This is a genomic window from Streptomyces sp. ISL-87 (assembly GCF_018614095.1).
GTDB lineage: Bacteria > Actinomycetota > Actinomycetes > Streptomycetales > Streptomycetaceae > Streptomyces.
Genome location: NZ_JAGGOY010000097.1, coordinates 24,016 through 47,651, shown reverse-complemented (window position 1 = coordinate 47,651; position 23,636 = coordinate 24,016). Strand labels below are relative to the sequence as shown.

The window sequence follows — 23,636 nt, the reverse complement described above, 5'->3', positions numbered from 1 at the left end:
TCAGCGCCCCTCGTTGTCGGTGTTCGCGCCGGTGCCGTCGAGGACGGACCGTCGGATGTGCTCGGCAGCTGCTTCGACGCCGATGGAGCCGTTCAGCACCTCGTCGAGGAGGTCGTCGATCAGTGGATCCGGCAGGCCGTCCTCCGGCTCCCCGTCCGCGACGGGGTGGCTGTCGGGGAGCCGGCCGTCGACCGGCCGCTCCGCGATCCAGTACCGCTCCCGGGCGAAGGGATACGTGGGCAGCGGAACGATGCGCGCTGCCCCCGCCGGGTGGAGGCTGCCCCAGTCCAGCTCGAAGCCGTTCACCCACAGGTCGAGCACCTTGCCGTACGCGCCCTTGGCCAGCCACGTCCCGACCACCGCGGTCATGTCCGCGTCGGCGGTCAGCGCGTTCAGCGCGCGGTCGGAGCGTGCCGCGCGACCGCGGTGCAGCCCGGCGCCGCCGCCGTCGGGGCGGTCCAGGAAGGCCCGCAGCCGGTCCCGCAGCTCGGCGAACGAGTGTACGACCGTCCCCAGTCGCTCGCTCATGGCCTCGCGTCCGACCTGCAGGGTGTGCGCGACATCGGCCGGCGTCGCCCCGGCCCGCTCAGCCTCCGGGAGCGCGCGCAGCAGCGCGCTCACCTGCTCCCGCAGCCGCTCCTCGTCCTTGGCGGACAGGACGACCACGGCCGGCCCGCCGACCCCGTCGGCCCCGGGGGCCGGCTGGTCGCGGACGTACTCCTCGATCACCACATGGGCGTTGGAGCCGCCCGCACCGAAGGACGAGACGCCGGCCCGGCGCGGCACCTCGGTGCTGACGCCGTCGACGGTGACGACCGGCCGCTTCCACTCCGCGTTCTCGCGCTGGACGACGAACGGAGTCTCGTCGAAGTCGATGTGCGGGTTGACCTCGTCGGCGTGCAGGCTGGGGACGAGCTCACCGTGCTGCATCTGCAGCACGGCCTTGAACACGCCCGCGATACCGGCGGCGGCCTCGGCGTGCCCGATGTTGCTCTTGACGGAGCCGATCGCACAGTACCGCTCGTCCCGGGTGTCCTGGGAGAACGCCCGGGTCAGGCCGTTGATCTCGATCGGGTCGCCCAGCGCGGTCCCGGTGCCGTGCGCCTCGACGTAGCTGATCGTGCGCGCGTCGATGCCCGCCCGGTCGAGCGCGTCCCGCACGACCCGGCCCTGTGCGACCGGGTTCGGCACGGTGTATCCGTTCGTCGTCCCGCCGTGGTTGATGCTGGTGCCGCGGATGACGGCGTGGATGTGGTCGCCGTCCCGCTCGGCGTCCTCCAGCCGCTTGAGGACGAGCGCGCCGACGCCCTCACCGGGGACGAAGCCGTTGCCGCCGGCACCGAAGCTGCGGCACTCGTCCCCGTCTGCGAGCATCTGCAGACCGCACAGGTTGACGTAGCTCGACGGATGCAGGTACAGGTTCACACCGCCTGCCACCGCCAGTTCGCAGTCGCCGTGGAGCAGGTGCTCGCACGCCTCGTGGAGCGCTGTCATCGAGGAGGAGCACATCGTGTCGATGGGCATGCTCGGACCGTTGAGGTTCAGCTTGAACGAGACGCGGTTGGCTGCCGACCCGAACGAGGTGTAGGGCTGGACGGTGTCGCCGCGGCGCCAGCGCTCGGGGCCGTAGAGGTTGTGTCCGGCGCGGGTGATCCCCACGAAGACGCCGACGCTGGAACGGTGTTCCCGCTCAAGGCGGCTCCGCGTGTAGCCGGCGTTCTCGAACGCCCGCCACGCCTCCTGGAGGAACAGCCGCTCCTGCGGGTCGATCTCCAGGGCGTCGTTCGGCGTCATCTCGAAGAACAGCGGGTCGAAGTCGGCGAATCCGTCGAGGAAGGCGCCCCACTTGCTGTAGCTCCTGCCCTTCGCGACGGCTTCCTCCTTGTCGGGCTCGTAGAAGCCGTCGAGCGCCCACCGGTCGGCGGGGATCTCCGTGACGGTGTTCCGGCCCTCGCGCAGCACCGACCAGAAGGCGTCGAGCGTCTCGGCCTGGGGGAAGCGCGCGCTCATGCCGACGATCGCAACGCCACCGGTGTGCCCGGACCGCGGTGCCGGACGAGCCTGCGTCCGGCCGTGGCCGGGCGGCGGGGCGGCCCCGGCCGGGGCCTGCACGTCCGGGACGACGGATCGCGGGACGGACGCCGCCGCTCCCTGTCCGGCGGCCGGATCGGGGGTCACTCCGAGGGCGCGGGCCACGGCCTCGCCCCGCTCCGTGACGAGGTACTCCGTCAGCGCCTCGATGGTGCGGTACTCGAAGAACAGGGTGCTGCTGGTCTCCCCCAGGTCCTTCTTGAGTCCGGTCAGCAGCTGGAGGATGAGGATGGAGTCGATGCCATAGGCGGACAGCTGCTCACGGGCGTCGATGGATTCGGCCGGGATCAGGAGGGTCCGCGCGACCAGCTCCTTGAGATAGGTGCGCACGACCTCGCCGAGCACCGCCCCGTCCACCCGGGACGCTCCGGCCGGCGAGGCTCCGGACACCGGCTCGGCCATCGGCTCGGAGAGGGGCTCGGCCGCGGGACGCCGCGGTCCGCCGCCGGTCTGACGGATCACCCCGTCGCTGAAGCCAACCACCACTTGCTGGCCCAGCGGGTGCGCGTCCCGCGCGGGGAACTCCACGCCCTCGAAGCCCTCCCGTTCCAGCTCCGACTGCCACGTCTCGGGCCGCAGGCCGGGCCCCCCGGGTTCGCGCAGATCGGTGTCGTGCGGCCACCAGCCGTCCAACAGCGCGAACGTCAGCATGCCGAAGACGGTGTAGCCGTCGATCTCGTTGACGACCAGGCCGCCGCCGGACCTCAGCAGCGCCTTGGTATTGCGCAGGGACGCGCGGATCTCCTCGGTGGCGTGCAGCACGTTGGTCGCGATGACCAGGTCGTACCCGCCCTCGTCGAACCCCTGCTCGGCGACGGACCGACCGGCGTCGAAGATCTCGCAGCGCAGGAACGGATGCTGCGCGCCGAACTCCCGCCGGCCGTGGATGAGGAACGCCTTGGAGAGATCGGTGTAGCAGTACTCGCCGACGTGCCGCCGGTACGGCTGGAGCCGCCGCATGACCGTGGCGGTCGTGCCGCCCGTTCCCGCACCGATCTCCAGGATGCGTATCCGGGCTTCGGGATCCTGCGCGAGCCTGCTCTCGACGAGTGCGACGACACAGTCACCGACGACGTCGTTGAAGTAGTCGGCGATCATATTCCGCTTGTAGATGCCCTCGACCAGATCCAGCGAGGAGCCGGGGAAGATGACGTCGACGGCGGGGACGGCGCCGGTGAGGACGTCCGGCAGCGCGCGCAGCGTCGTGTCGACCAGGTCGACGGACGCGCGCAGTTCGGGGTCCGCGAGCCACTCGCGCCGGCTGCGTTCCCACTCGGCGGCGGTGGCGTCCGGATCGACGGCGCCGGCGCCGGCACGGTAGGAGCCCTCGTTTCCGGTCGCCGCGAGCCAGCCCTGCCGAGCGAACAGCTTCAGGGACTCCGACGCCCAGCGGTCGTACTTCCCGAGGATCCCGCCGGCCTGCCGGAAGGAGTCCGCGTCGACGGTACCCGGCCCCATCCAGCCACGCCCGTGCAGCGCGCACCACAGCAGCCGCAGGAGCAGTCCGTCCAGCGTCCGCAGCTTGGACTTGGCCCGTGCCTCAACGGTCCGCAACTGCTCCCCGCGCGAGGGCAGCAGCGGGGCGAGCGGCTCGCTCCGGCGCTCCGCCGGGTCCAGCACGCGGATCGCCTCGCGGTCGGTGTAGCCCTCGAACCGCTCGGGCTCGCTGGTGTTGAGGTAGGCCACCTGCCCGAGCGGAGCGGCCAGCAGCCGTTCGACCGCGTCCATCGCCAGCGCGGGGTCGATGTCGCCGAGGCCCTCGCGCCGGTAGATGCGCTCACGGACGTGCTCCGGAACGTCGAGTCCGCTGCCGACGGCGCCCCAGTAGCCCCAGTTGACCACCTTCACGGCGTACGGGCGTGCTCCGGAGAGCCGGCGGGCCAGGGCGTCCTCGAAGGCGTTGCCGGCCACGTAACTGCAGTACCCCATGGTCGGGTTGACCGACGCGATCGAGGAGAAGAAGAGCATGAAGTCGAGTCCCTCGGCGTCGAAGACCTCCGCCATGCACACGCTGGCGTCGATCTTCGCGCTCAGGCCCTGCCGGAACTGCTGCTCGGTCGTGTTGGGCAGGCTCTGGTCCACCAGGCCGAAGACGGACTGCACCACCCCGTGGACGGTGCCGAACCGCTCCTGGATCCGGGCGTACGCGCCCCGGAGGGAGTCCGTGTCGGCGGCGTCGGCCTGGACGTACCACGGCGCCCGCCCGAGCGCGGCCAGTCGGTCGATCTCCGCCTGGATGCCGGCGTCCTTCTCCCGGCGGCCGATCCATACGACCTGCGCCCGGTAGCGCCGGATCATGTCCTCGCTCCAGAGCCGGCCGATGCCGCCGGCCCCGCCCAGGACGACGTACACCCCGCCCTCCTTGTACGGGGAACGGGCCGGTGCCGGCAGCTCCACCCGGTACAGGTCGCGACGGAACCACTGGCCGTCGCGCAGCGCCCGTACGGTCGTGGGCCCGGCGGCGAGCAGGGTGCGGGCGGGGAGCTCGTCGGACAGGCCCAGGTCGAAGGAGCCCACGCTCCAGTTGGGCAGTTCCTTGGCCATGACCTCGGCCAGGCCGAGCACGGCCGCGTCGGCGGGCAGCACCGACTCGCCCGGCCGCACGGGCTGGGTCTGGCGCGTCACCACCGTCCACGACAGCTCCTCGGCGCCGTAGCCCAGCTCGAACAGCGCCTTGACCAGCCGGAAGAACGCGTCCACTCCGACGGCGGTGCGCCGCAGCAGCTCACCGGGCTCCGCGGCCGCGTCCGCCGGGGAGATCCACACGAGGTCGCGGACCCGGCCCACGCCCCGCAACTGCCCGGTAAGCGATGCCGTGCTCGCCGAGCCGTCGGCGAGGAAGCGGGCGTCGGGGCACTCGGCCGCCAGGGCGGCCCGCTCCGCGGCGCTGCCGCCCACGACGACGATGCTGCTCGGGACGGACCGGCCGGGGCCGGGCTCGGGGGCCTGTTCCCCGACCCACACCGGCGCCAGCGCCAGGTGGGCCGCGTCGGCCCGCGGACCCGGCGCGGGAGTGCGCTCGGTGGGCCGTGCGGGCACCGCGGGTCGAGCGCCGTCCCCGGAGGGCAGCCAGTGGCGCTGCCGCTGGAACGGATACGTCGGCAGGGGGACGCGGCGGTACGTGCCGCTCTCGAAGAGCCGCTCGTAGCGGAGCTGGTAACCCTGCAGGTAGAGGGCGGATACGGCTTCCAGGTGCTCCCGGCGGGCCGTCCCGGTCGCGCCCTCGGCGCACTCGCGCAGGCAGCTGTCGCCGTACTGCTCCAGAGCGGGCTGCGGGCTCACCGCGTTCTCCGTGAGGTCGGCGGTGTGCACCTCCGGTTCCCGCCCGTCCGTGAGCCACCGGCCCAGAAGCGTCACCAGGTGGTCGGTGTCGCGGGCCACACACGCCAGCCGGACGGGGCAGTGCCGCCGGCCCCGCACCAGGGTCGAGCCGATGTCGCCCAAGTCGGTGTCCGGGTGGCGGCGCAGGTGCTCCACCAGCCGTTCCGCCTGCGTCCGCAACTGCTCCGCGGACAGGGCGGACAGCACCACGAGGTGGTCCTCGCCGGGCGCGCTGGCGCGGCGCGGCAGGTCGGGTGCCTCCTCGACCACCACATGGGCGTTGGTACCGCTGAACCCGAACGAGCTGAGCGCCGCGCGCCGCGGCCGGCCCGGCTCGACCGTCCAGGGCCGGTGCACCGTGTTCACGTAGAAGGGGCTGCCCTCGAAGTCGATGTGTGCGTTGCCCTGGTCGAAGTGGAGGCTGCGCGGCAGCTCGCGGTGGCGCAGGGCGAGCAGGATCTTGATGAGCCCCGCCATGCCCGACGCCGGCGCGGCATGCCCGATGTTGGTCTTGACCGAGCCGATGGCGCAGTACTCACGTCGGTCGGTGTAGTGGCGGAACGCGCGGGTCAGCGCCTGGAACTCGATCGGGTCGCCGAGCTGGGTACCGGTGCCGTGCGCCTCGACCAGCTGGATGCCGGCGGGGTCGATGCCGTAGGTGTCGTACACCTGGCGCTCCAGCCGCTCCTGCGACTTGGCGCTCGGAGCCGTGATGCCGTTGGACGTTCCGTCCTGGTTGATGCCCGAACCGCGGACCACGCCGTGGATGTGGTCACCGTCGGCGAGGGCGTCCCGCAGGCGCTTGAGCATGACGACGCCGACGCCCTCGCCGGGGACGAAGCCGTCCGCGCCCTCCGCGAAGGTGTGGCACTGACCGGTCTCCGAGAGCATCCCGGCCTTGTGGGCATTCAGGTAGTAGTCGGGTGCGCATTGCACGGACACTCCGCCGACCAGGGCCGTCTCGACCTCGCCCGTGCGCAGGGCCTGGCACGCGAGGTGGAGGGCGACGAGGGATCCGGAGCACGCGGTCTCGACGGCGATGGCGGGACCCTGCAGGTCGAGGAGGTACGAGAGGCGCGCCGGGATGATCGCCTCGGCGTTGCCCCACATGGCCTGGGCGGGGGCGTCCGCGCTGGAGCCGGGCAGGTAGTCGCTGACCTGGGTGCCGATGTAGACGCCGCAGGACCGGCCGCGGATGGCGTCGCCCGCGTAGCCCGCGTTCTCCAGCGCCTTCCACGCCTCCTCCAGCACGATCCGCTGCTGGGGGTCCATGTAGGTGGCTTCGAGGCCGGATATCTGGAAGAACAGCGGATCGAACCGGTCGATGTCGTCCATCAGCGAGGCGTACCGGGGGTGCGGCGCGCCCGGCGCCACGAGGGCCGACATGTCCCAGCGGGAGATCTCGCCGACCAGGCTGCGGCCGTCGGCGAGGTGCTGCCACAGCTGATCGGTGTCCTTGGCCGTGCCGAACCTCCCGCTCATGCCGATGATGGCGACGGGCTCGTCGGCGGGGACGGCCGGCCGCGGCGCGCCGGTCGCGGCGGGCACGGGCACCGGAGCGGGTACGGGCACTGCGGCGGGTACGGGCACCGGGGCGGGCACGGTCACCGGGGCTGCCGGGAGCGGTGGCACGGGAACGGGCGCGGGTGCCACCGCCGGTACGGGGGCGGCCAGGAGCGGCGACGACGCGTCGAGGTGGTGCTCCACCACGTAGCCGGCGAGCGCGCGCACCGAGCTGTGATCGAAGAGGTCCGTGACCGAGAGCAGGATGCCCAGGTCTGTGCTCAGCTGCTGCGTGAGCTCGACGCCGAGGATGGAGTCCACGCCGTAGTCGGCGAAGGAGTCCTCCTCGGATATCTCCCGTCGATCCAGCCCCAGCGACGTCTGGAGCCGGTCGACGATCACGGACCGCACCCGCTCCCGCGCGTCGTCCGCACTCCGCGGTACGGGGGCGGGCTCGCCGGTGGGCTCGCCGGTGGGCTCGCCGGTGCCGGCCACGACGATCTGGTGGCCGACCTCGTGCACGGCGGCGGCGGGGAAGGACGCGGCGGCGAAGCCCGACTCCTGCAGCACCTGCTGCCAGGTTTCGGGAGCCAGCCCCGGGCAGCCCGGTATGCGCAGTCCGGTGTCCTCGTAGCGCCACCAGCCGTCGAGCAGCCCGAAGGTCAGGTGCAGGAACGGGGTACGCGACGCCAGCTCGTTGAGGACGAGTGCGCCGTCCTCGCCCAGCAGCGCCCGCGCGTGCCGCGCCGCCGCCCGGACGTCGCGGGTCGCGTGCAGGACGTTGGTGGCGAGGACGATGTCGTAGCCTCCCTCGCCCAACCCCTGCTCCGCGGGGGCGCGCTCCACGTCGAACAGCTCGAACCGCAGATAGGGATGGTCGGCGCCGAACTCCTGCCGCCCGTTGCGCAGGAAGTACTGCGAGACGTCGGTGTAGCAGTACTCCGCCACGCTGTCGCGGTACGGCGCCAGCCGGCGCAGCACCTTCTCGCTGGTGCCTCCGCTGCCGGAACCGATCTCGAAGATGCGGACGCGGTGGGCGGGGTCGCGGGCGAGCAGGACCTCGACGCGGGCAGCCACCCACTCGGCCACGAGCTCGTTCAGCGCCGTGGCGCTCTCGCAGTCCCGGTACATACCTCGCACCAGACTCATCGACGACCCGGGGAAGATCACGTCGGTCGCGCGCCGTCGGCCCGAGAGGACCTCGGGCAGCTCGCGGATCACCGGCTCCAGCAGGTTGACGTAGGGGTTGGTGCCCCCGCTCTCCCGGCACACCGCCTCCCAGCGCCGCCACACGTCGGCGCCGTCGAGCAGCGCCCTGTCGGTGGGGGCGTAGCGCTCGGTGACCGCCTCCAGGTAGCCGTGCTCGGCCAGGATGCGCAGGCTCTCGTCGAGCCAGCGGTCGTAGCCTCCGCCCGGTTGCAGGGCGGCTCTCAGGTCGGCGACGGCGCCGCCGGCGCGGTTCATGCCTAGCGTCTGCATCTGCAGCAACAGCAGTTCGCACAGCAGGGCGTCGTCGAAGCCCCGGGCACTGCCGGAGTCCACGAGCACGCGCTGCAGCAGCCGGTCGTCCGGGCCGCCGGAACCGGTGGGGCGGGTGTCGTCACCGGCCCGCCGCGGGGCAGTGGTCTTCTCCACGGCGAGCTGGTGGTACGGCCCGCAGAGCAGGAGGTCCAGCGCGGCCATGCCTTCGGCGGCTTCGATGGAGCCGATGCCGCTCCGCTCCATCCGCCGCTGGTACGCGGACGAGGCGACGACGCCGACACTGCCCCAGTAGCCCCAGTTCATCACCTTCACGGTGGTGGGGCGGCTCTGCTGCCACAGCCGGGCGAACGCGTCCTTGAAGAGGCAGCCGGTCACGTAGTTGCTCTGTCCCGCGGAGCGCTGGAACGAGTTGGTCGAGGAGAAGAACAGCACGAAGTCCAGCGGCTCGTCCGCGAAGACCTGCGCGATGCGGACGCTGATGTCCACCTTCGCGCGCACGGCGGCCCGGAAACGCTGCTCCGGCATCCTGGCCACGCTCTGGTCGAGCAGCACGAGCGCCGAGTGGACGACGCCGTTGACCTCGGGGAAGCGAGCCCTGATCCGCGCGACGGCGGCCGCCAGTTCCTCCCTGTCCGTAGCATCGGCCTGCAGGTACCAGGGGGCCGGTCCCAGCTGGGACAGTTCGTCGATCCTGGCCCGGATGGCCTCGTCCTCGGCGCGGCGGCCGATCCAGACCACCTGCGCCCCGTAGGTGCGTACGACGTGCTCGGTCCAGACCGCGCCGAGTCCGCCGGCGCCGCCGATGACCACGTAGACCCGGTCGCGCCGGTACGGCACGGACTCAGCGGGGAGCGCGTCGAACGTCACCGGTGCCAGGTTCTGCCGGAACCAGTGGCCGCCGCGGTGGGCCCAGCTGTCGCCGGACGGCTCCGCCGGCAGGCGCAGCGCCTCGCGCAGCACCCCCTCCAGCAACGCCTCCACGTCGGCGAGGCGCATCCGCCACCGCGGGTTCTCCTTCGCCAGCGACCCGAGCAGGCCGTGCACGCCGGCGTGGGTCGGGTCGACGCGGTCGGTGTCGACGACGCCCTGGCTGCGGACGGTGAGGGCGGTCCACTCCAGGTCCCGCTTGTCGTAGCCGAGTTCCAGCAGCGCCTTGGCCAGCCGGAAACCGGCGTACACGCCTTCCTCCTGGCGGGTGATCAGGCCCTCGCTCTCCAGGAACACCGTCGCACCGCCGCTCGCGACCCAGACGACGCTGCCGTAGGGCCCACCGCGCGCGAGCCGCTCCCGCAGGCCGTCGACGGTGTCGTCGGCCCGCAGCAACAGGACGTCCACGTCCTCCCCGTGCCCCGTGAGGAGGGAGGCCAGTTCCTCCGGGTCCGCGCCGACCAGCAGCGTCCGCCCCCCCGGCCCGCCGCCGTCCGCCGACAGGACGGGCCGGACGGGCTCCCAGCGCGGCTCAAGGAGCACCGGGCTCCCGGCGGCGGGCCGCTCCGACACCGGCGGCGGCTCGGCCGCCGCGGGCAGGGGCCGGGTGCGGAAGGCCCTGAACCGCACGCAGACCTCGCCGTGCGCGTCGCACAGGTCGACGTCGAACGTGTCGCCGCTCTCCGTGGTGCGCCTGAGCCACGCCCACATGACCGGCTCGCAGGGGGCGAGGACCTCCACCGCTTCGACGGCGTAGGGAAGGTGGAGGGCGCCGCCGTGCCTCAGGCCGGCGGAGGACTGCAGTGCGGCGTCCAGCAGCCCCGGCGGCAGCACCTGCGGATCCATGCCGTACTGGGGCATCTCGGGCAGCGCCACCTCGGCGAGGACCTGGGCGTCTCCCACGAGGAGTCGCCTCACTCCCTGGAAGGAGGGCCCGTACGCGATGCCCTGACGCCGGTAGACGAGGTACATCTCGGTCGCGGTCATCTCGTAGCGGCCGCACTCGGTCCGCAGGGCCGCGAGGTCGAGCCGTGGCCTGGCCACCGGTCCGCCACCGGGCTCGATGCGCCCCTGGCTGTGCACGACGGGACCGTCGGCTCCGCGAGCCAGGACGCGGTAGCGGGTCCCTGCGGCGCCCTCCGGCTCCAGTTCGACGTGGAGGTCGAGCGGGGCGTCCCCGACCCTCACCGGCCGCAGCCAGACGACGTCGCGGAACGTGATGCCGGCCGTCGGCGCGTTCTGCCGCGCGGGGAGCGCGGCGTGGGCGGCACGGGCCAGTTCCAGGTGGGCGACGCCCGGCAGGATCTTCTCCCCGGCCACGACGTGGTCGCGCAGGAAGGACTCCGATCCGGTGAGCGTCGTGTCGAACCGGAGTCCCGTGGCGACGCCACGGCCGGGTACGGCCGTGAACAGCCCGTTCGCCGCCGGCCGGTTCGTGTGCTGCCGCCACAGGCGCTTCCTGGCGAAGGGGTAGCCGGGCAGCGCGACCGGCGCGGTGCGCCGGCCGCCGAACAGCCGGCGCCACGCCAGGTCGTACCCCTGGCAGTAGGCCCTCGCCGCGGCGCGCAGCGCGTCCCGGAGACCGTTGCTGTCGTGGTGCGGTCCGGCCGCCTCCTCCAGCAACCGGTCCCCGGCCTGCCGGGCCGCGTCGTTCGGCGCGAAGTCCTTGGGCACTTCGCCGGTGAGGACGTCGGGGTCCTGCCCGTCCGCGGCCCACGAGCGCAGCAGGCGCACCGCCTCGGCGGCGTCGCGGGCCACGACGGCGCAGCGGTGCCGGAAGTGGGGCCTCCCGTCCAGCAGCGTCGCGCCGACGTCCCTCAGGCCGTGCGGTTGCTCGGGGTCCTCCAAGAAGTCGATCAGGTCGGCGACACGCTGCCGCAGCGACTCCTCGGACTTGGCCGACAGGGCCAGCAGGTGGGCGGACATCTCCGTGACCTCGTTCTCTCGGCTCTCCGGGCGACTCTCGACCACCATGTGCGCGTTGGTGCCGCTCATGCCGAAGGAGCTGATGGCGGCGGTCCTTCCGCGCCCGGCGGCCTGGGGCCAGGCCCGGTTCGTCTTGTTGACGAAGAACGGGCTGTCCTTCCAGTCGATGTACTCGTTCTCCTGCACGCAGTTCAGGGACCCGGGGATCGTCTCGTGGCGCATGGCCTGCAGGACCCCGATGAGGCTGACGAGCCCGGAGGCCGCAAGCGTGTGCCCGACGTTCGGCTTCACGGACGTCAGAGCGCAGTAGCGCCGCTTGTCGGTGAAGCTCCGGAACACGTCGTTGAGCGCGTTGACCTCGACGGGGTCGCCGAGCCGCGTGCCGGTGCCGTGGGCGACCACGTAGTCGATGTCGGCCGGGTCGATGCCGTGCCGCCGGTAGGTGTCGCGGAGCAACGCGGTCTGGGCATCGCCGTTCGGGGCGGTGATGCCGTTGGACCTGCCGTCGTAGTTGATGCCACTGGCACGGATGACGCCGTGGATCCGGTCGCCGTCGGCCACCGCCGCCGAAAGCCGCTTCAGCACCACGACGGCGACGGCCTCGCTGAGCACCATCCCGTTCGCGCGCTTGTCGAAGGCGTAGGTGACGCCGTCCTCGGAGAGCATGCCGGCCTGTCGGGTACGGGTCAGCAGCTGCGAGGTGGTGATCAGGCTGACGCCCGCGGCGAGGGCGACGTCGGACTCGCCGGCACGGATGCTCGCGCACGCCTGGTGAGCGGCGACCAGCCCCGACGAGCAGGCCGTGTTGATGGCCATCACGGGGCCGCTCAGGTCGAGCAGGTACGACAGGCGTGCCGCGAGGATACCGTCGTGGTTGGCGGTGACGCTGCCCGCCTCGGGGTCCGGGGTGTCGTAGTCCCCCTGCTCGACCCCGACGAACATTCCGATCCTGCGGGTCGACGCGGGCGTCCAGCCCGCGTCTTCGAGGGCGCGCCACGATTCCTGGAGCAGCAGCCGCTGGCGCGGGTCCAGGCTCCGCGCCTCGTTGGGGGATATCTCGAAGAACAGCGGGTCGAACTCGTCCGGGCCGGACAGCTGGCCGACGCGGAACGCCGCGAAGGGGCTGTCCTGCGGCTCGCCCCACAGGTCGAGGCGCTCGCGGGAGACCGGGCTGACGACGTCGCGGCCCTCCGCGAGGACCGACCACAGCGCGGAGGGGTTGTCGGCGCCGGGGAACCGCCCGCTCATGCCGATGACCGCGATGGCGTCGTCGTCCTCCGTACGCGGCTCCCGGACACCGCCGTCCGCGTCCGCGCCCGGGGTGCCGGCGGCGTCCTGGACGGTCTCGGCGCCGAGGCGCGGCCGGCCGGCGGGGACCGCCTCGTCCCGCGCGGGCGCGGGCTCCGCCGCGGCAGGCCCGGAGACGGCGCCGCCGACGCCCCGGTCGCCGTAGAACGCGGCCAGGAGTTCCTTGTGCTCGGTGGCGAAGTACTCCCGCAGTTTCCGCAGGGTGGAGCGGCTGTAGAAGAGGGCCGGCGTGACCTCGACGCCCCAGTGCCGGCCCAGGCCGGTGGCCAGTTCGGCCAGACTGACCGAGTCGAAGCCGTAGTCGGCGAGGTTGTCGTCCTCGTAGAGCCTGTCCGGGGACAGGTCGACCGCGGCGCTGACGATCCGCCGCAGGTCGTGTGCCAGGCGTTCCTCGGCTTCGCGGGTCGGCGCCGTGTCCGGGCCGCCCCCGCCCGCGGGGGCGGCCGGCCGGACCGCGGCCGCGCCGGCCGCCGGTCGCGCCGGGGCGTCGGCGGGGGGCGTCAGCCCCAGGAAGCGCGACACACGGCTCGGCTTGCCGACCAGGATCATGTGCTGGGCGGCTTCCTGGGACAGCAGCCGTTCGAAGAGGGCGATGCCGTCCGCCGTCTCCAGGAAGTCCTGGCCGCTCGACTTCAGCAGCATCGTGGTGGTGTCGTGGTCGAAGCCCATGCCGCCCTCGCGCCACAGCGGCCAGTTGACGACCACGGTCCGTCCGGACAGGCGGCCCGCCCGCACCTGGGCGTCACGGTGTCGTGCGTAGGACATCTGGAAGCGGTTGCCGACCGCGTAGTCGCAGGTGCCGAAGTCGCCGATGACGGCGGCGGTGGAGGAGAAGTAGCAGACGAAGTCCAGCTCTTCGCCCGCCACCGCCTCGTCCAGTGTCAGCGTTCCCCGGACCTTGGGGCCGAGGACGTCCTCGAAGGAGCGCAGGTCCTTCTCCAGGATGCTGCCCTGCCCCTGGACACCGGCGGCGTGGATGACGCCGTGCAGTGCCCCGAAGCGCTCGCGCGCCTGTGTCACGGCCTGCTTCATGGCGTCCGCGTCGCAGCTGTCCGCCTGGACGTACAGGACCCGCTGTCCGGCGGCGAGACCGTGCAGTGCCTCCTGGCGTGCCTCGTCCAACGGGGAGCGGCCGGTCAGGACGAGATTCGCCGCGAAGTGCTCGGCGAGGTGCCGGGCCACGATGAGCCCCAGCCCGCCGCAGCCGCCGGTGATCAGGTAGGTGCCGCCGTGCCGGAGGGCGCCGCGGCGGTTCTCGTCGAGCGTGACCTCACGGACGCGGCTCACGAAACGGCCGCCCGAGTGGTACAGCGCGCTGACCGCCCGCTCCTGACGCAGCTCTCCGACCAGCCTCGTCAGCCAGGCGGCGGTGTCCGCCGGCCGCAGTGGATCGTCGGCGTCCTGGAGCACGGCCGCCACGGACAGCTTCGGCATCACCATGCCCAGCGAGCGCTCGAAGCCGAGATGTGCCTCGAGCAGCGCGCGCTCCCGACCGTCGCGGTACTGCCCGGCCACCACGTAGCGGCGTACGTCGAGCCCGGCGCCGGCGATGGCCTGGACCGTCAGGACGACATCACCGAAGTCGCCGTCGACGGCGCCTGGTTCGAGCGCCTCCATGCTGACGACCGCGTCGACGGGAGCGGGTCCGGCCGCGATGTCCCGGAAGGCGTCCAGGTAGTCCTGGGCCGAACCGCGGCGGACCTGGTAGCGGTCGGGGTGCGTCGTGCGGAAGGTGTCTCCCCGTCCGATGAACACCGCGTGCAGGCCGGGGTCGAGTTCCCGTGCGGCCCGCGCGACCGCCTCCTGACGCTCCGCTCCGGTGCACAGGAAGACGATGCCGCGCGGCGCGCGCGCCGTTCCCGCGTCCAGAGGCGCAGGCTCCCAGTCCTCCACGAAGGCGAGTGGCCGGGTCTGTTCCCCGGCGGGCCGGGCCGGGTGTGCCGCGGCGCCGGCCGCCACTGCCGGCTCGGCCGGGGCCACCGTTCGCGGCGGCCGGAGCGCGAGCGCGGGGGGCGCGTCGAGCCAGTGGCGTTCCTGGACGAACGGGTACGTCGGCAGGGAGATGCGACGCGGCTCGGCGTCGCGAGCGAGGGACGTCCAGTCGAGGGCCAGGCCCTTCACCCAGACATTGGCCAGCTTGTCGTGCCGGCCCTGTACGAGCCACTGCTGTACCAGTTCCCGCATCTCCTCGTCGGCTTCGAGGAGGGCGACGGAGTCCCTGTGCTGCCGCACGCCTCCGCGGAAGACGTTCGCGGTCTCCTGCTCGCCGCCGAGGAACGCGCGCAGTCGCTCGCGCAGCGCGTCCCGCCCGTCGACGACCAGCGCCAGGCGTTCCTCCATGGCCTCACGGCCGACCTGGAGGGTATAGGCGAGGTCCGCCGGGTCGGCGTCGTGGCCGGCCCCGGCCAGCCACGTGAGCAGCGCCTGGGCCTTCTCCCGCAGCCGCGCATCGTCCTTCGCCGACAGAACCAGCAGCTCTGGACGCGGCGCCCGGGCCGGACGTGTCGCCTGCTCCTGCTCGGACCGGTACTCCTCGATGATCACGTGCGCGATGGCGCCGTGCGCGCCGAACGACGAGACGCCGGCGATCCGGGGCAGGGTCCGCCGCACCCCGTCGACCGTCCGGGTGGGCTGCTCCCACGGCTCCAGCCGGTGCTGTACGTAGAAGGGCGAGTTCGGGAAGTCGATGTACGAGTTCAGCTGCTCGGAATGGAGGGAGGGCACGAGCATCCCGTGCCGCATCTGGAGCAGGACCTTGGTGACGGCGACGACACCGGCCGCGCCCTCCAGGTGGCCGATGTTCGACTTCACCGAACCGATCGGACAGTACTGCTTCCTGTCGGTGTGCTTGCGGAACGCCCGGGTCAGTCCGGTGATCTCGATCGGGTCGCCGAGGGCGGTGCCCGTGCCGTGGCCCTCCACGTAGCTGATGTCCTCGGCCGAGAGCCCGGCATCCGCCAGCGCGGAGGCGACCATGTCCGCCTGCGCCAGTGGGTTGGGCACGGTCATGCCGTTCGTCTTGCCGCCGTGCACCGTGGCGACGCCGCGGATCACACCGTGGATGTGGTCCCCGTCCTCGACCGCCTGGTCGAACGGCTTGAGCAGGACGCAGCCGACGCCCTCACCCGGAACGTAGCCGGTGCCGCCCTCGCCGAACGAGCGGCAGCGTCCGTCCTCGGAGAAGAAGTTCATCTGGCTGAGCGAGACGTACTTGTTGGGGTGCAGCGAAAGATTCGCGCCGCCGGCGAACGCGAGCGACGAGGAGCCGTTCCGGATGCTCTCGACCGCCATGGCGATCGCGTACAGCGACGAGGAGCAGGCGGTGTCGACCGTCAGGCTCTGCCCGTGGAGGTTGAAGAAGTACGAGACGGCGTTCGAGGCGGCGGCACGGTCGGACAGGACGACGTCCTCGCCGCTGAGCAGCTGGTACTCGTTCCACATCATGCCCAGGTAGACACCGACCTTGCGGGCCTTGCCGGGGCTCAGGGACTGGCGTGTGTACCCCGCGTCCTCCATCGATTCCCAGGCGGCCTGGAGGAACAGCCGGGTCTGGGGGTCGGTCAGCGCGGCCTGGTTCGCCGACATGTTGAAGAACAGCGCGTCGAAGTTCTCGGCGCCGTCGATGAAGCCGCCCCACTTGCTGGAGCTCTTGCCGGGCGTCTTCTCGGCCGCGTAGTACGCGTCCTTGTCCCACCGGTGCGGCGGGATCTCCTCGATGCAGTCCTGGCCGCGCTCCAGCACCTTCCAGAACTCGTCGAGGTTCCGCGCATTGGGGTACCGGCCACTCATGCCGATGATCGCCACGTCACGCGGGCGTCCCGCGGTCCGGCCGTTCTCCCCCTTCGCCGACGGAGCCTCGTGAGGGGCGGGGGCGACGGTCCGGACCTCCTGGAACCGGCCCTGCGGCGTGACCGGCCGGGAGGGCACGGCGGCTGCGGGCGCGCTCGCGGCCACCGTCGCCGGAGCCGCCGCGGCGGACCGCTCCAGCCCCAGCAGCTCGGTCAGGCGCGCGGCCTGGTGCTCGGTGAAGTACTCCGCCAGTTCCTGGATCGTGCGGTACTCGAAGAACAGCGTGCCCGGGAGGGAGGGGAAGTCCTTCGTCAGAAGCCGCATCAGCTCCATGATCTGGATGGACTCGATGCCGTACTCCCCCAGCTCCGCGGCGGTGTCGATCCGCCCCTTCGGAATGTGGAAGACCTGCGACAACCGGTCCCTCAGGTACTCGACCGTCCGTGTGAACATCTCACCCGAGTCCTCGACGGGCACCGGTTCCACGCCTTTCGTGACGGCCACGGCCACGGGCTCGTTCTCGGCCACCGGCTCCGGCTCGGCCCCGGCCCGCTCGGCCCCTACGACGCGCAGGACTCTCTCGATCTTCTGACGCTCGCCCTTCGTGACGACGACCTGGGTCTCGTCGGACATCAGGATCTGCAGCAGCGCCCCAATCCCCTCCTCGGTCCGCAGCCCTCGCAGACCCGAGTGGTCGCGGTAGAGGGTCTTCGCGGGGCCTTCCTCGGCGAGCTCGCCGAGCATGCCGCCCTCGTCCCAGTAGGGCCAGTTGACCGATACGCTCCGGCCGCGCCGCCGGCCCTGCGCCCGCAGCTCCTCCCGGTGCTGGACGTAGCCGTCGAGGAACCGGTTGGCGGCGGCGTAGCTTCCCCGTCCGAAGTCGCCGACGTAGGCGGCGATGGACGAGAACACGAGGAAGAAGTCGAGCGGGTCCTCGGCGGTCAGTTCGTCCAGGTGCACGGTTCCGTGCGTCTTCGGCGCCAGGACCGCCTCGAAACCGGCCCAGTCCGCGTCCATGACGCCCGTACCGCCCATGACGCCCGCACCGTGGAAGACACCGTCCAGATTGCCGAATCGTTTCCGCGCGGCAGCGAGCGCCGTGCTGACGCTCTCGCGGTCGGCCACGTCGCAGGCGAGGTAGAGGACCTCGGCCCCGACGGCCTCCAGTGCGGCGAACTCCTCCCGCAGCGCAGCGTCCGGCTCCCGGCGGCCGAGCAGGACGAGGCGCGCCCGGCACTGCCCGGCGAGGTACCTGCCCAGGTGCAGCCCCAGGGCTCCGGCGCCACCGCTGATGAGGTAGACGCCGCCCTGCTTGAGAGGCAGCTCGGAAGCACCGCTGCGCGCCCCCGCGTTCCAGGGCCGCAGCACCCGCTCCGAGCGGACGCCGTCGGCGTGCCGGATCTCGTGCCAGCCCCGCGGGGCGGCGCCCTCCGCCCTGCCGAGTTCACGCAGGACGCTGTCGGCGACGGCTTGCGCGTCCCGCACGTCGGCGACCTGGAGGCTTCCCACCCGGAACAGGTGGTCGACCGGCGTCATGGCACGGCCGAAGCCCGAGAGCGCCTCCGCTGCCGCCCTCTGCGGTCCGGGCCGGTCCGGCAGTACGGACAGGTACTGGACCTCCTGCTCGGTACCGGTCCGGTGCACGGCCCGGAACAGGTGCAGCAAACCCTCCAGCTCGATGGTGAGGTCGGACGGGTCCGGGTCCAGCGGCCAGAAGTTGACGATCGCCCGCGGTGACAGGTCCCGTTCGTCCAGGGTCCGCAGGAGCCGGTCGAAGTCCTCGGCACTGCGGCGGTCCACCGTGAACAGGTCCGGTCCCGACTCCTGGAACGCGCTCCCGCTCCGCACGCGCACCACGCGGCCCGCGTACCTCGTCCCGAGTCGGGTGCGGCGCGTGTCCTCGTCGTCGAGGATGAGCAGGGTACGCCCGGCGCCGGTGGACTGCGCCTCCCGGGCGGAGCCGGCGTCGACATCGACATCGGCGTCGGCGTCGGCGTCGACATCGGCGTCGGCGTCGGCGTCGACATCGGCGTCGGTCCAGCGCGGCACGTAGTAGTGCAACGCCTCGCTCTTGTCGGCCGTGACCTCCTTGAACACCAGGCCGGTGAGCCGAACGCACTCGGTGCCGCTGTCGTCGCAGATCGCGAGATCGACACTCATCGTGCCGTCACGGGCGATCCGGTTGACGGTGGCATGGCAGTAGGACTGTCGCGCGATCGGCGCGAAGACCACGAGCTCTTCGAGGCTGAACGGAATGCGCAGCACGCCGTCCTGCTCTCCGATGCCGCGCAGAGCGTTGAGCGCGGCGTCGAACAGCGAGGGATGCAGGGTGAAACGGTGGTAGTCCTCTTCGAGGCCGTCGCCCAGCACGATCCGGGCCAGCGCCTCGGTCTCGCCGCAGTACAGCGTCTCCATGGCCTGGAAGGTCTCGCCGTACCCGAACCCCAGTTCCCGCAGGCTCGCGAAGATCTCGGCGTTCTCCCGGCGGGTGGTGCACCGCGCCTTGATCGCGGGGATGTCGATCGCGCCGCGCGGCCGCGTCGGCGGCTCGGCGGCGTAGCCGGCCCGGCCCTGGGAGAAGACCGTGCGTTCTCCCTCGGTGCCGTCATGGATGACGAACTCCAGCGCGTCCTCTTCGATCGGGGTCAGCTCGATGTTCACGGTCCGGGACGCGCCGTCCATGACGATCGGACGGCCCCAGATGATGCCGCGCAGGGTAACGCTGTCGGAGCCGGTGGCCAGCCGGGAGGCGGTGTACGCCATCTCCATGTGGGCGACGCCGGGCAGCAGGATCTTCCCGTCCACGACGTGGTCGCGCAGGAAGAACTCACTCGCCGACAGGTGCTTGGCGAAGCGCTGCGACCGGAGTGTGGAGACGTTGCTGTCCAGCAGCGGGTTCAGTGCCGCGGACGCGGGAAGGGCGTGCGGCTGCGCCGCGCGGCCGGACCTCGCCGTGCCGGCCCAGTAGGTCTCGCGGGCGAAGGGGTAACCGGGCAGCGACGCGCACGGGAGCGGCCGGTCGCCGAAGAGGTTCTCCCAGGCCAGCTCGTAACCCTGGCAGTAGAGGTCGGCCAGGGCCCGGACCGAGTCCCGGTACCGGGCGTCCCGGTCTCCCGCGCGGGCCCGCCCCACCAGCTCGTTCCCGTACTCGGTGAGCGCGGTCTGCGGGCGGAAGTCCCTCCCGGACAGCCCGCGGAACACATGGGGGTCCCTTTTGCCGTCGAGAACCTGCTGCAACAGCCGCTCGGCGTCCTCGGGGGTGTCCGCGACCAGCGCACAGCGGTGCGCGAAGTGGTGCCGCCCCGCGAGCAGGGTGCTGCTGATCCGCCCGAGCCCCACGTCATCGGCCCCACCGGCCCGGAGGAAGGCGAGCAGGTCCGCCACCCGCGTCCGGAGCGCCTCCTCGGTCTTCGCCGACAGCGCGAGCAGGTACGAGGGCCGGGAGACGGCCGGATGCGTGGCCGATCCGTCGCCGTGGCTCTCCACCACGACGTGGACGTTCGTCCCGCTGATGCCGAAGGAGCTGACGGCGCCCATCCGCTCGCGCCCCGGCCGGGCCGGCCAGGGCCGGGCCTCCTTGTTGACACGGAACGGGCTGCCCGTCCAGTCGATGTACTCGCTCTCCTGCTCGGAGTGCAGGCTCGCGGGCACCGTCTGATGACGGAGGGCCTGCACCAGGGCGATCAGGCTGACCACGCCCGAGGCGGCCAGGGTGTGCCCGATGTTCGTCTTGACCGAGGTCAAGGCGCAGTACTGGGTCCGGTCGGTGTACCGGCCGAACGCCTCGGTCAGCGCGTTCACCTCGATGGGGTCACCCAGCCGGGTACCCGTGCCGTGGGCGATCACGTGCTCGATGTCGGCCGGTTCGACGCCGAACCGCCGGTACACGGAGTCGAGCAGGGCGACCTGCGCGGACTGGCTGGGCGCGGTGATGCCGTTGGTCCGGCCGTCGTGGTTGAGACCGCTCGCCGTGATGACCGCATGCACCCGGTCACCGTCGGCGAGGGCCTTGGCCAGCGGCTTCAGCACGACGGCGGCGATCGCCTCGCCCATCACCATGCCGTTGGCACGCTTGTCGAAGGCGTAGCAGACCCCGTCGGGCGACAGCATCCCGGCCTGGGTGGCGTGCTCGTAGAACTGGGACCCGGCCATCAGGCTGACGCCCGCGGCGACCGCGGTGTCGCACTCGCCGCTGCGAAGGCTCAGGCAGGCCTGGTGCACGGCTGCCAGGCCGGCCGAGCACGCCGTATTGACGGTCAGCACCGGCCCGGAGAAGTTGAGGAAGTAGCTGAGCCGAGCGGCCAGGATTCCGTCGTGACCGGAGGTCAACGTCTGTTCGTCCCCGCCAAGGCCCGGGTAGTCGCTCTGTTCGGCGCCGACGAACATGCCCATGGTGTTGTCGCCGAGCTGCTTCGCCCGGTATCCGGCGTCCTCAAGGGCCCGCCACGCCTCCTGCAGCAGCAGACGCTGCCGCGGGTCCATGTGCTCGGCTTCCTTGGGGGAGATCTCGAAGAAGAGCGGGTCGAACTCGGCTTCGCCGGGCAGCCATCCGCCCCTGACCTCTGACGTGCCGGCGACACCGGCCCAGTTGCCCAGCCGGTGCGCGGGGATCGGCGTCACCGCCTCCCGGCCCTCGGCGAGCAACTGCCAGAACTCGTCGACCGTGCGGGCCTGGGGAAAGCGTCCGCTCATCCCGATGACGGCTATGCGGTCGCCGGCGTCGTCACCGGGAGGCGTCGCGGGGCGGGACCCGGGGGCGGGCTCGTCCCGTGACACGGTGGACGCCTCCCCCTCGGCGGGGGCCGTCCCGTCGACGGTGTTCTCGTCCGCGGCCGCGTACTTCCCCGCCACGGCGTCGGCGTACGGCTCATCGAGCAGCCGGTCCGTGAGCATCTCCAGGGTGAAGTACCCGTAGAAGAGCGACGGCGCGATGTCGATGCCGTAGTGCTCGCCCAGCCGGAGGGCGAGCAGCGTGTTGCCGACCGAGTCGCACCCGAGGTCGGACAGCCGGTCCCGCGGATGGATCTCGTCGGCCGCGAGCTTGAGCACGCCGCTGACGAGGCTCCGGAGATCCGCCTCGACACGTTCCCGGACGTCGGTGCCCGTCCGCTCCCCTCGCCCTGTTCGCGCGGTCATGTCCGGCTCCGGTCCTTCCTGCTCGATCGCAGGAACCGGCTCCCGACCCGGCGCGGGCGCCGGCGTCCCGGTGGGAGCGGTCGTGTCGGTGGCGTCCGGTGTGATCCAGAAGCGGTGACGGTCGAACGCGTAGGTCGGCAGTCGAAGTCGCCGTCCCGGGAGCGACGTGAACAGGTCCGCCCACCGGTGGTCGTGTCCTGCGGCGAAGGACTCCGCCAGGCCCAGCAGCCGCTCCCGGTACTCGGCGGCGGAGAGGTCGGTGCCGATGTCGAACTCGGCCTCGGCGGCGGGCCGCGGTGCTCCGGCCGGCCCGCCGCCCGAGGACGTGCCCGCGGGCTCGTGGAAGCAGTCGTCGGCTCGCCCGGTTTCCAGCAGCAGCGTCAGCTTCGCCCGGAGTTCGTCACGGTCGCGCACGACCAACGCGGTCCGGCGGTCGAGGTGTTCACGCCCCAGGAGCAGCGTGGCGCTGAGGTCGATCAGGTCGGCATCGGAGCCGTCGCCGTCGAGCCATTCCCGCACGTCGCGGATCCGCCGACGGAGTGCCGTGCCGGTTCTGGCAGACAGACAGACGAGGTAGGCGTGGCAGTCCTGCGGAACGGCCGGCGCGGTGGCCGGCGCCTCTTCCAGCACGACGTGGGCGTTCGTGCCGCCGATACCGAACGAGCTGACACTCGCGCGACGAGGCAGTGGTTCGTCGGCCCGCGACCGCAGGGGCTTCCACTCGCGCGGCCGGTCCACGATGTAGAAGGGCGTGCCGTCCAGGTCGATGTGCGGGTTCAGCCGCTGGAAGTCCCGCAGACCGGGTAACTGCTTGTGCTCCATCGCGAGCAGCACCTTGATCAGCCCAGCGATCCCAGCGGCGGCTTCGAGGTGGCCGATGTTGGGCTTGACCGAGCCCAGCCCGCAGTAGTTGTGCTCACCCGGGTTCACCGTCTCGCCGCGCGCTCTGCGGAAGCCCCCCACCAGCCCCGCGATTTCGACCGGATCGCCGGTCGGCGTCCCCGTGCCGTGCGCCTCGACGTATCCGATGGTCTCGGGGGAGACGTCCGCCCGGGCGATGGCGTCCGCGACGACCTGCGCCTGCGCGTCGTCGCTGGGATGGGTCAGGGTGCGCGTCCGGCCGCTGTGGTTCACGGCGCTGCCCTTGATGACGCCGTAGATGTGGTCACCGTCGCGCACGGCGTCCGCGAGGGGCTTGAGCAGGACGGTGCCGCCGCCCTCGCCTCGCACGTAGCCATCGGCTCGCTCGTCGAAGGGATGGCACGAGCCGGTGGGCGACAGCATGCCGGTCTTGGCGAAGGAGGTGTGCCGGGCCGGGGTCAGTACGAGGTTGATCCCGCCGGCGAGCGCGAGTGCGCACTCGCCTTGTTGCAGGGACTGGACCGCGAGGTGGAGGGCGTGCAGGGAGGCGGACGACGCCGTGTCCACGACCACGCTGGGCCCGTGGAAGTCGAAGAAGTGGGAGACCCGGTTGGCGATGACGGCGCCGATCGTTCCCGTGGAGTGGTGCGCCGCGACCTCGCGCAGTTGCCTCTCCTGAAGCTCCTTGTAGTCCATGTTGAACGAGCCGATGAACACACCGACGTCGCGCCCGGAGAGCGCGCTGGGCGCGATGGCAGCGTCTTCGAGACAGGACCAGGCGAGCTCCAGCATGATCCGCTGCTGCGGGTCGGTGCTTTCCGCCTCCAGCGGGGAGAGGCGGAAGAACTGTGCGTCGAAGGAGTCCACATCGTCGATCAGGCCGGCCCATCTGCTGGGAGGGCTACCCGCATCGTCGCCGGAGACCTCCGCCGGCACGCCTCCCCCCATGTCCCATCGGGCCTGGGGCACTTCGCCGACCTGCGACCGGTCGTTCCTGATGACGTCCCAGAACCGGCGGTAGTCGTCCGCCCCGGGAAACCGGCACGCGATGCCGATGACGGCTATGGGGACATGCTGCGACATCAGTGGATACTCCCCTTATCGTTCGCGATGTTGTGAGGCACCACCACGGCCACCCACTACCGAACCTGGGCACGCCGAACCGGCAGGCAGGAACGTCTCCTGGTGAACGGCTCCAACGGTGAATGCCGCCTGAATGTGTCGCAGCCGGCTGCTGGTCTCCGCAGCCGGTGTGCCCCTGTCAAAACTCACGAGCTCCGCGTGGCCACGCT

The 23,636-nt window shown here is 71.9% G+C and carries 1 protein-coding gene; it reads right to left on the bottom strand.

Annotated elements, in window-relative coordinates; all coding sequences use genetic code 11:
- Positions 1–23,427 carry an SDR family NAD(P)-dependent oxidoreductase gene (locus J7I97_RS30780; RefSeq protein ID WP_214941455.1) on the bottom strand — a complete coding sequence of 7,809 codons (23,427 nt, stop codon included), beginning with the start codon at positions 23,425–23,427 and terminating at the stop codon, positions 1–3.
- Between the last annotated feature and the right edge of the window lie 209 nt (positions 23,428–23,636).

What these genes read in the sequence shown, in the direction of transcription:
- J7I97_RS30780 (WP_214941455.1), bottom strand. Translation starts at nt 23,427, where the DNA reads ATGTCGCAGCATGTCCCCATAGCCGTCATCGGCATCGCGTGCCGGTTT.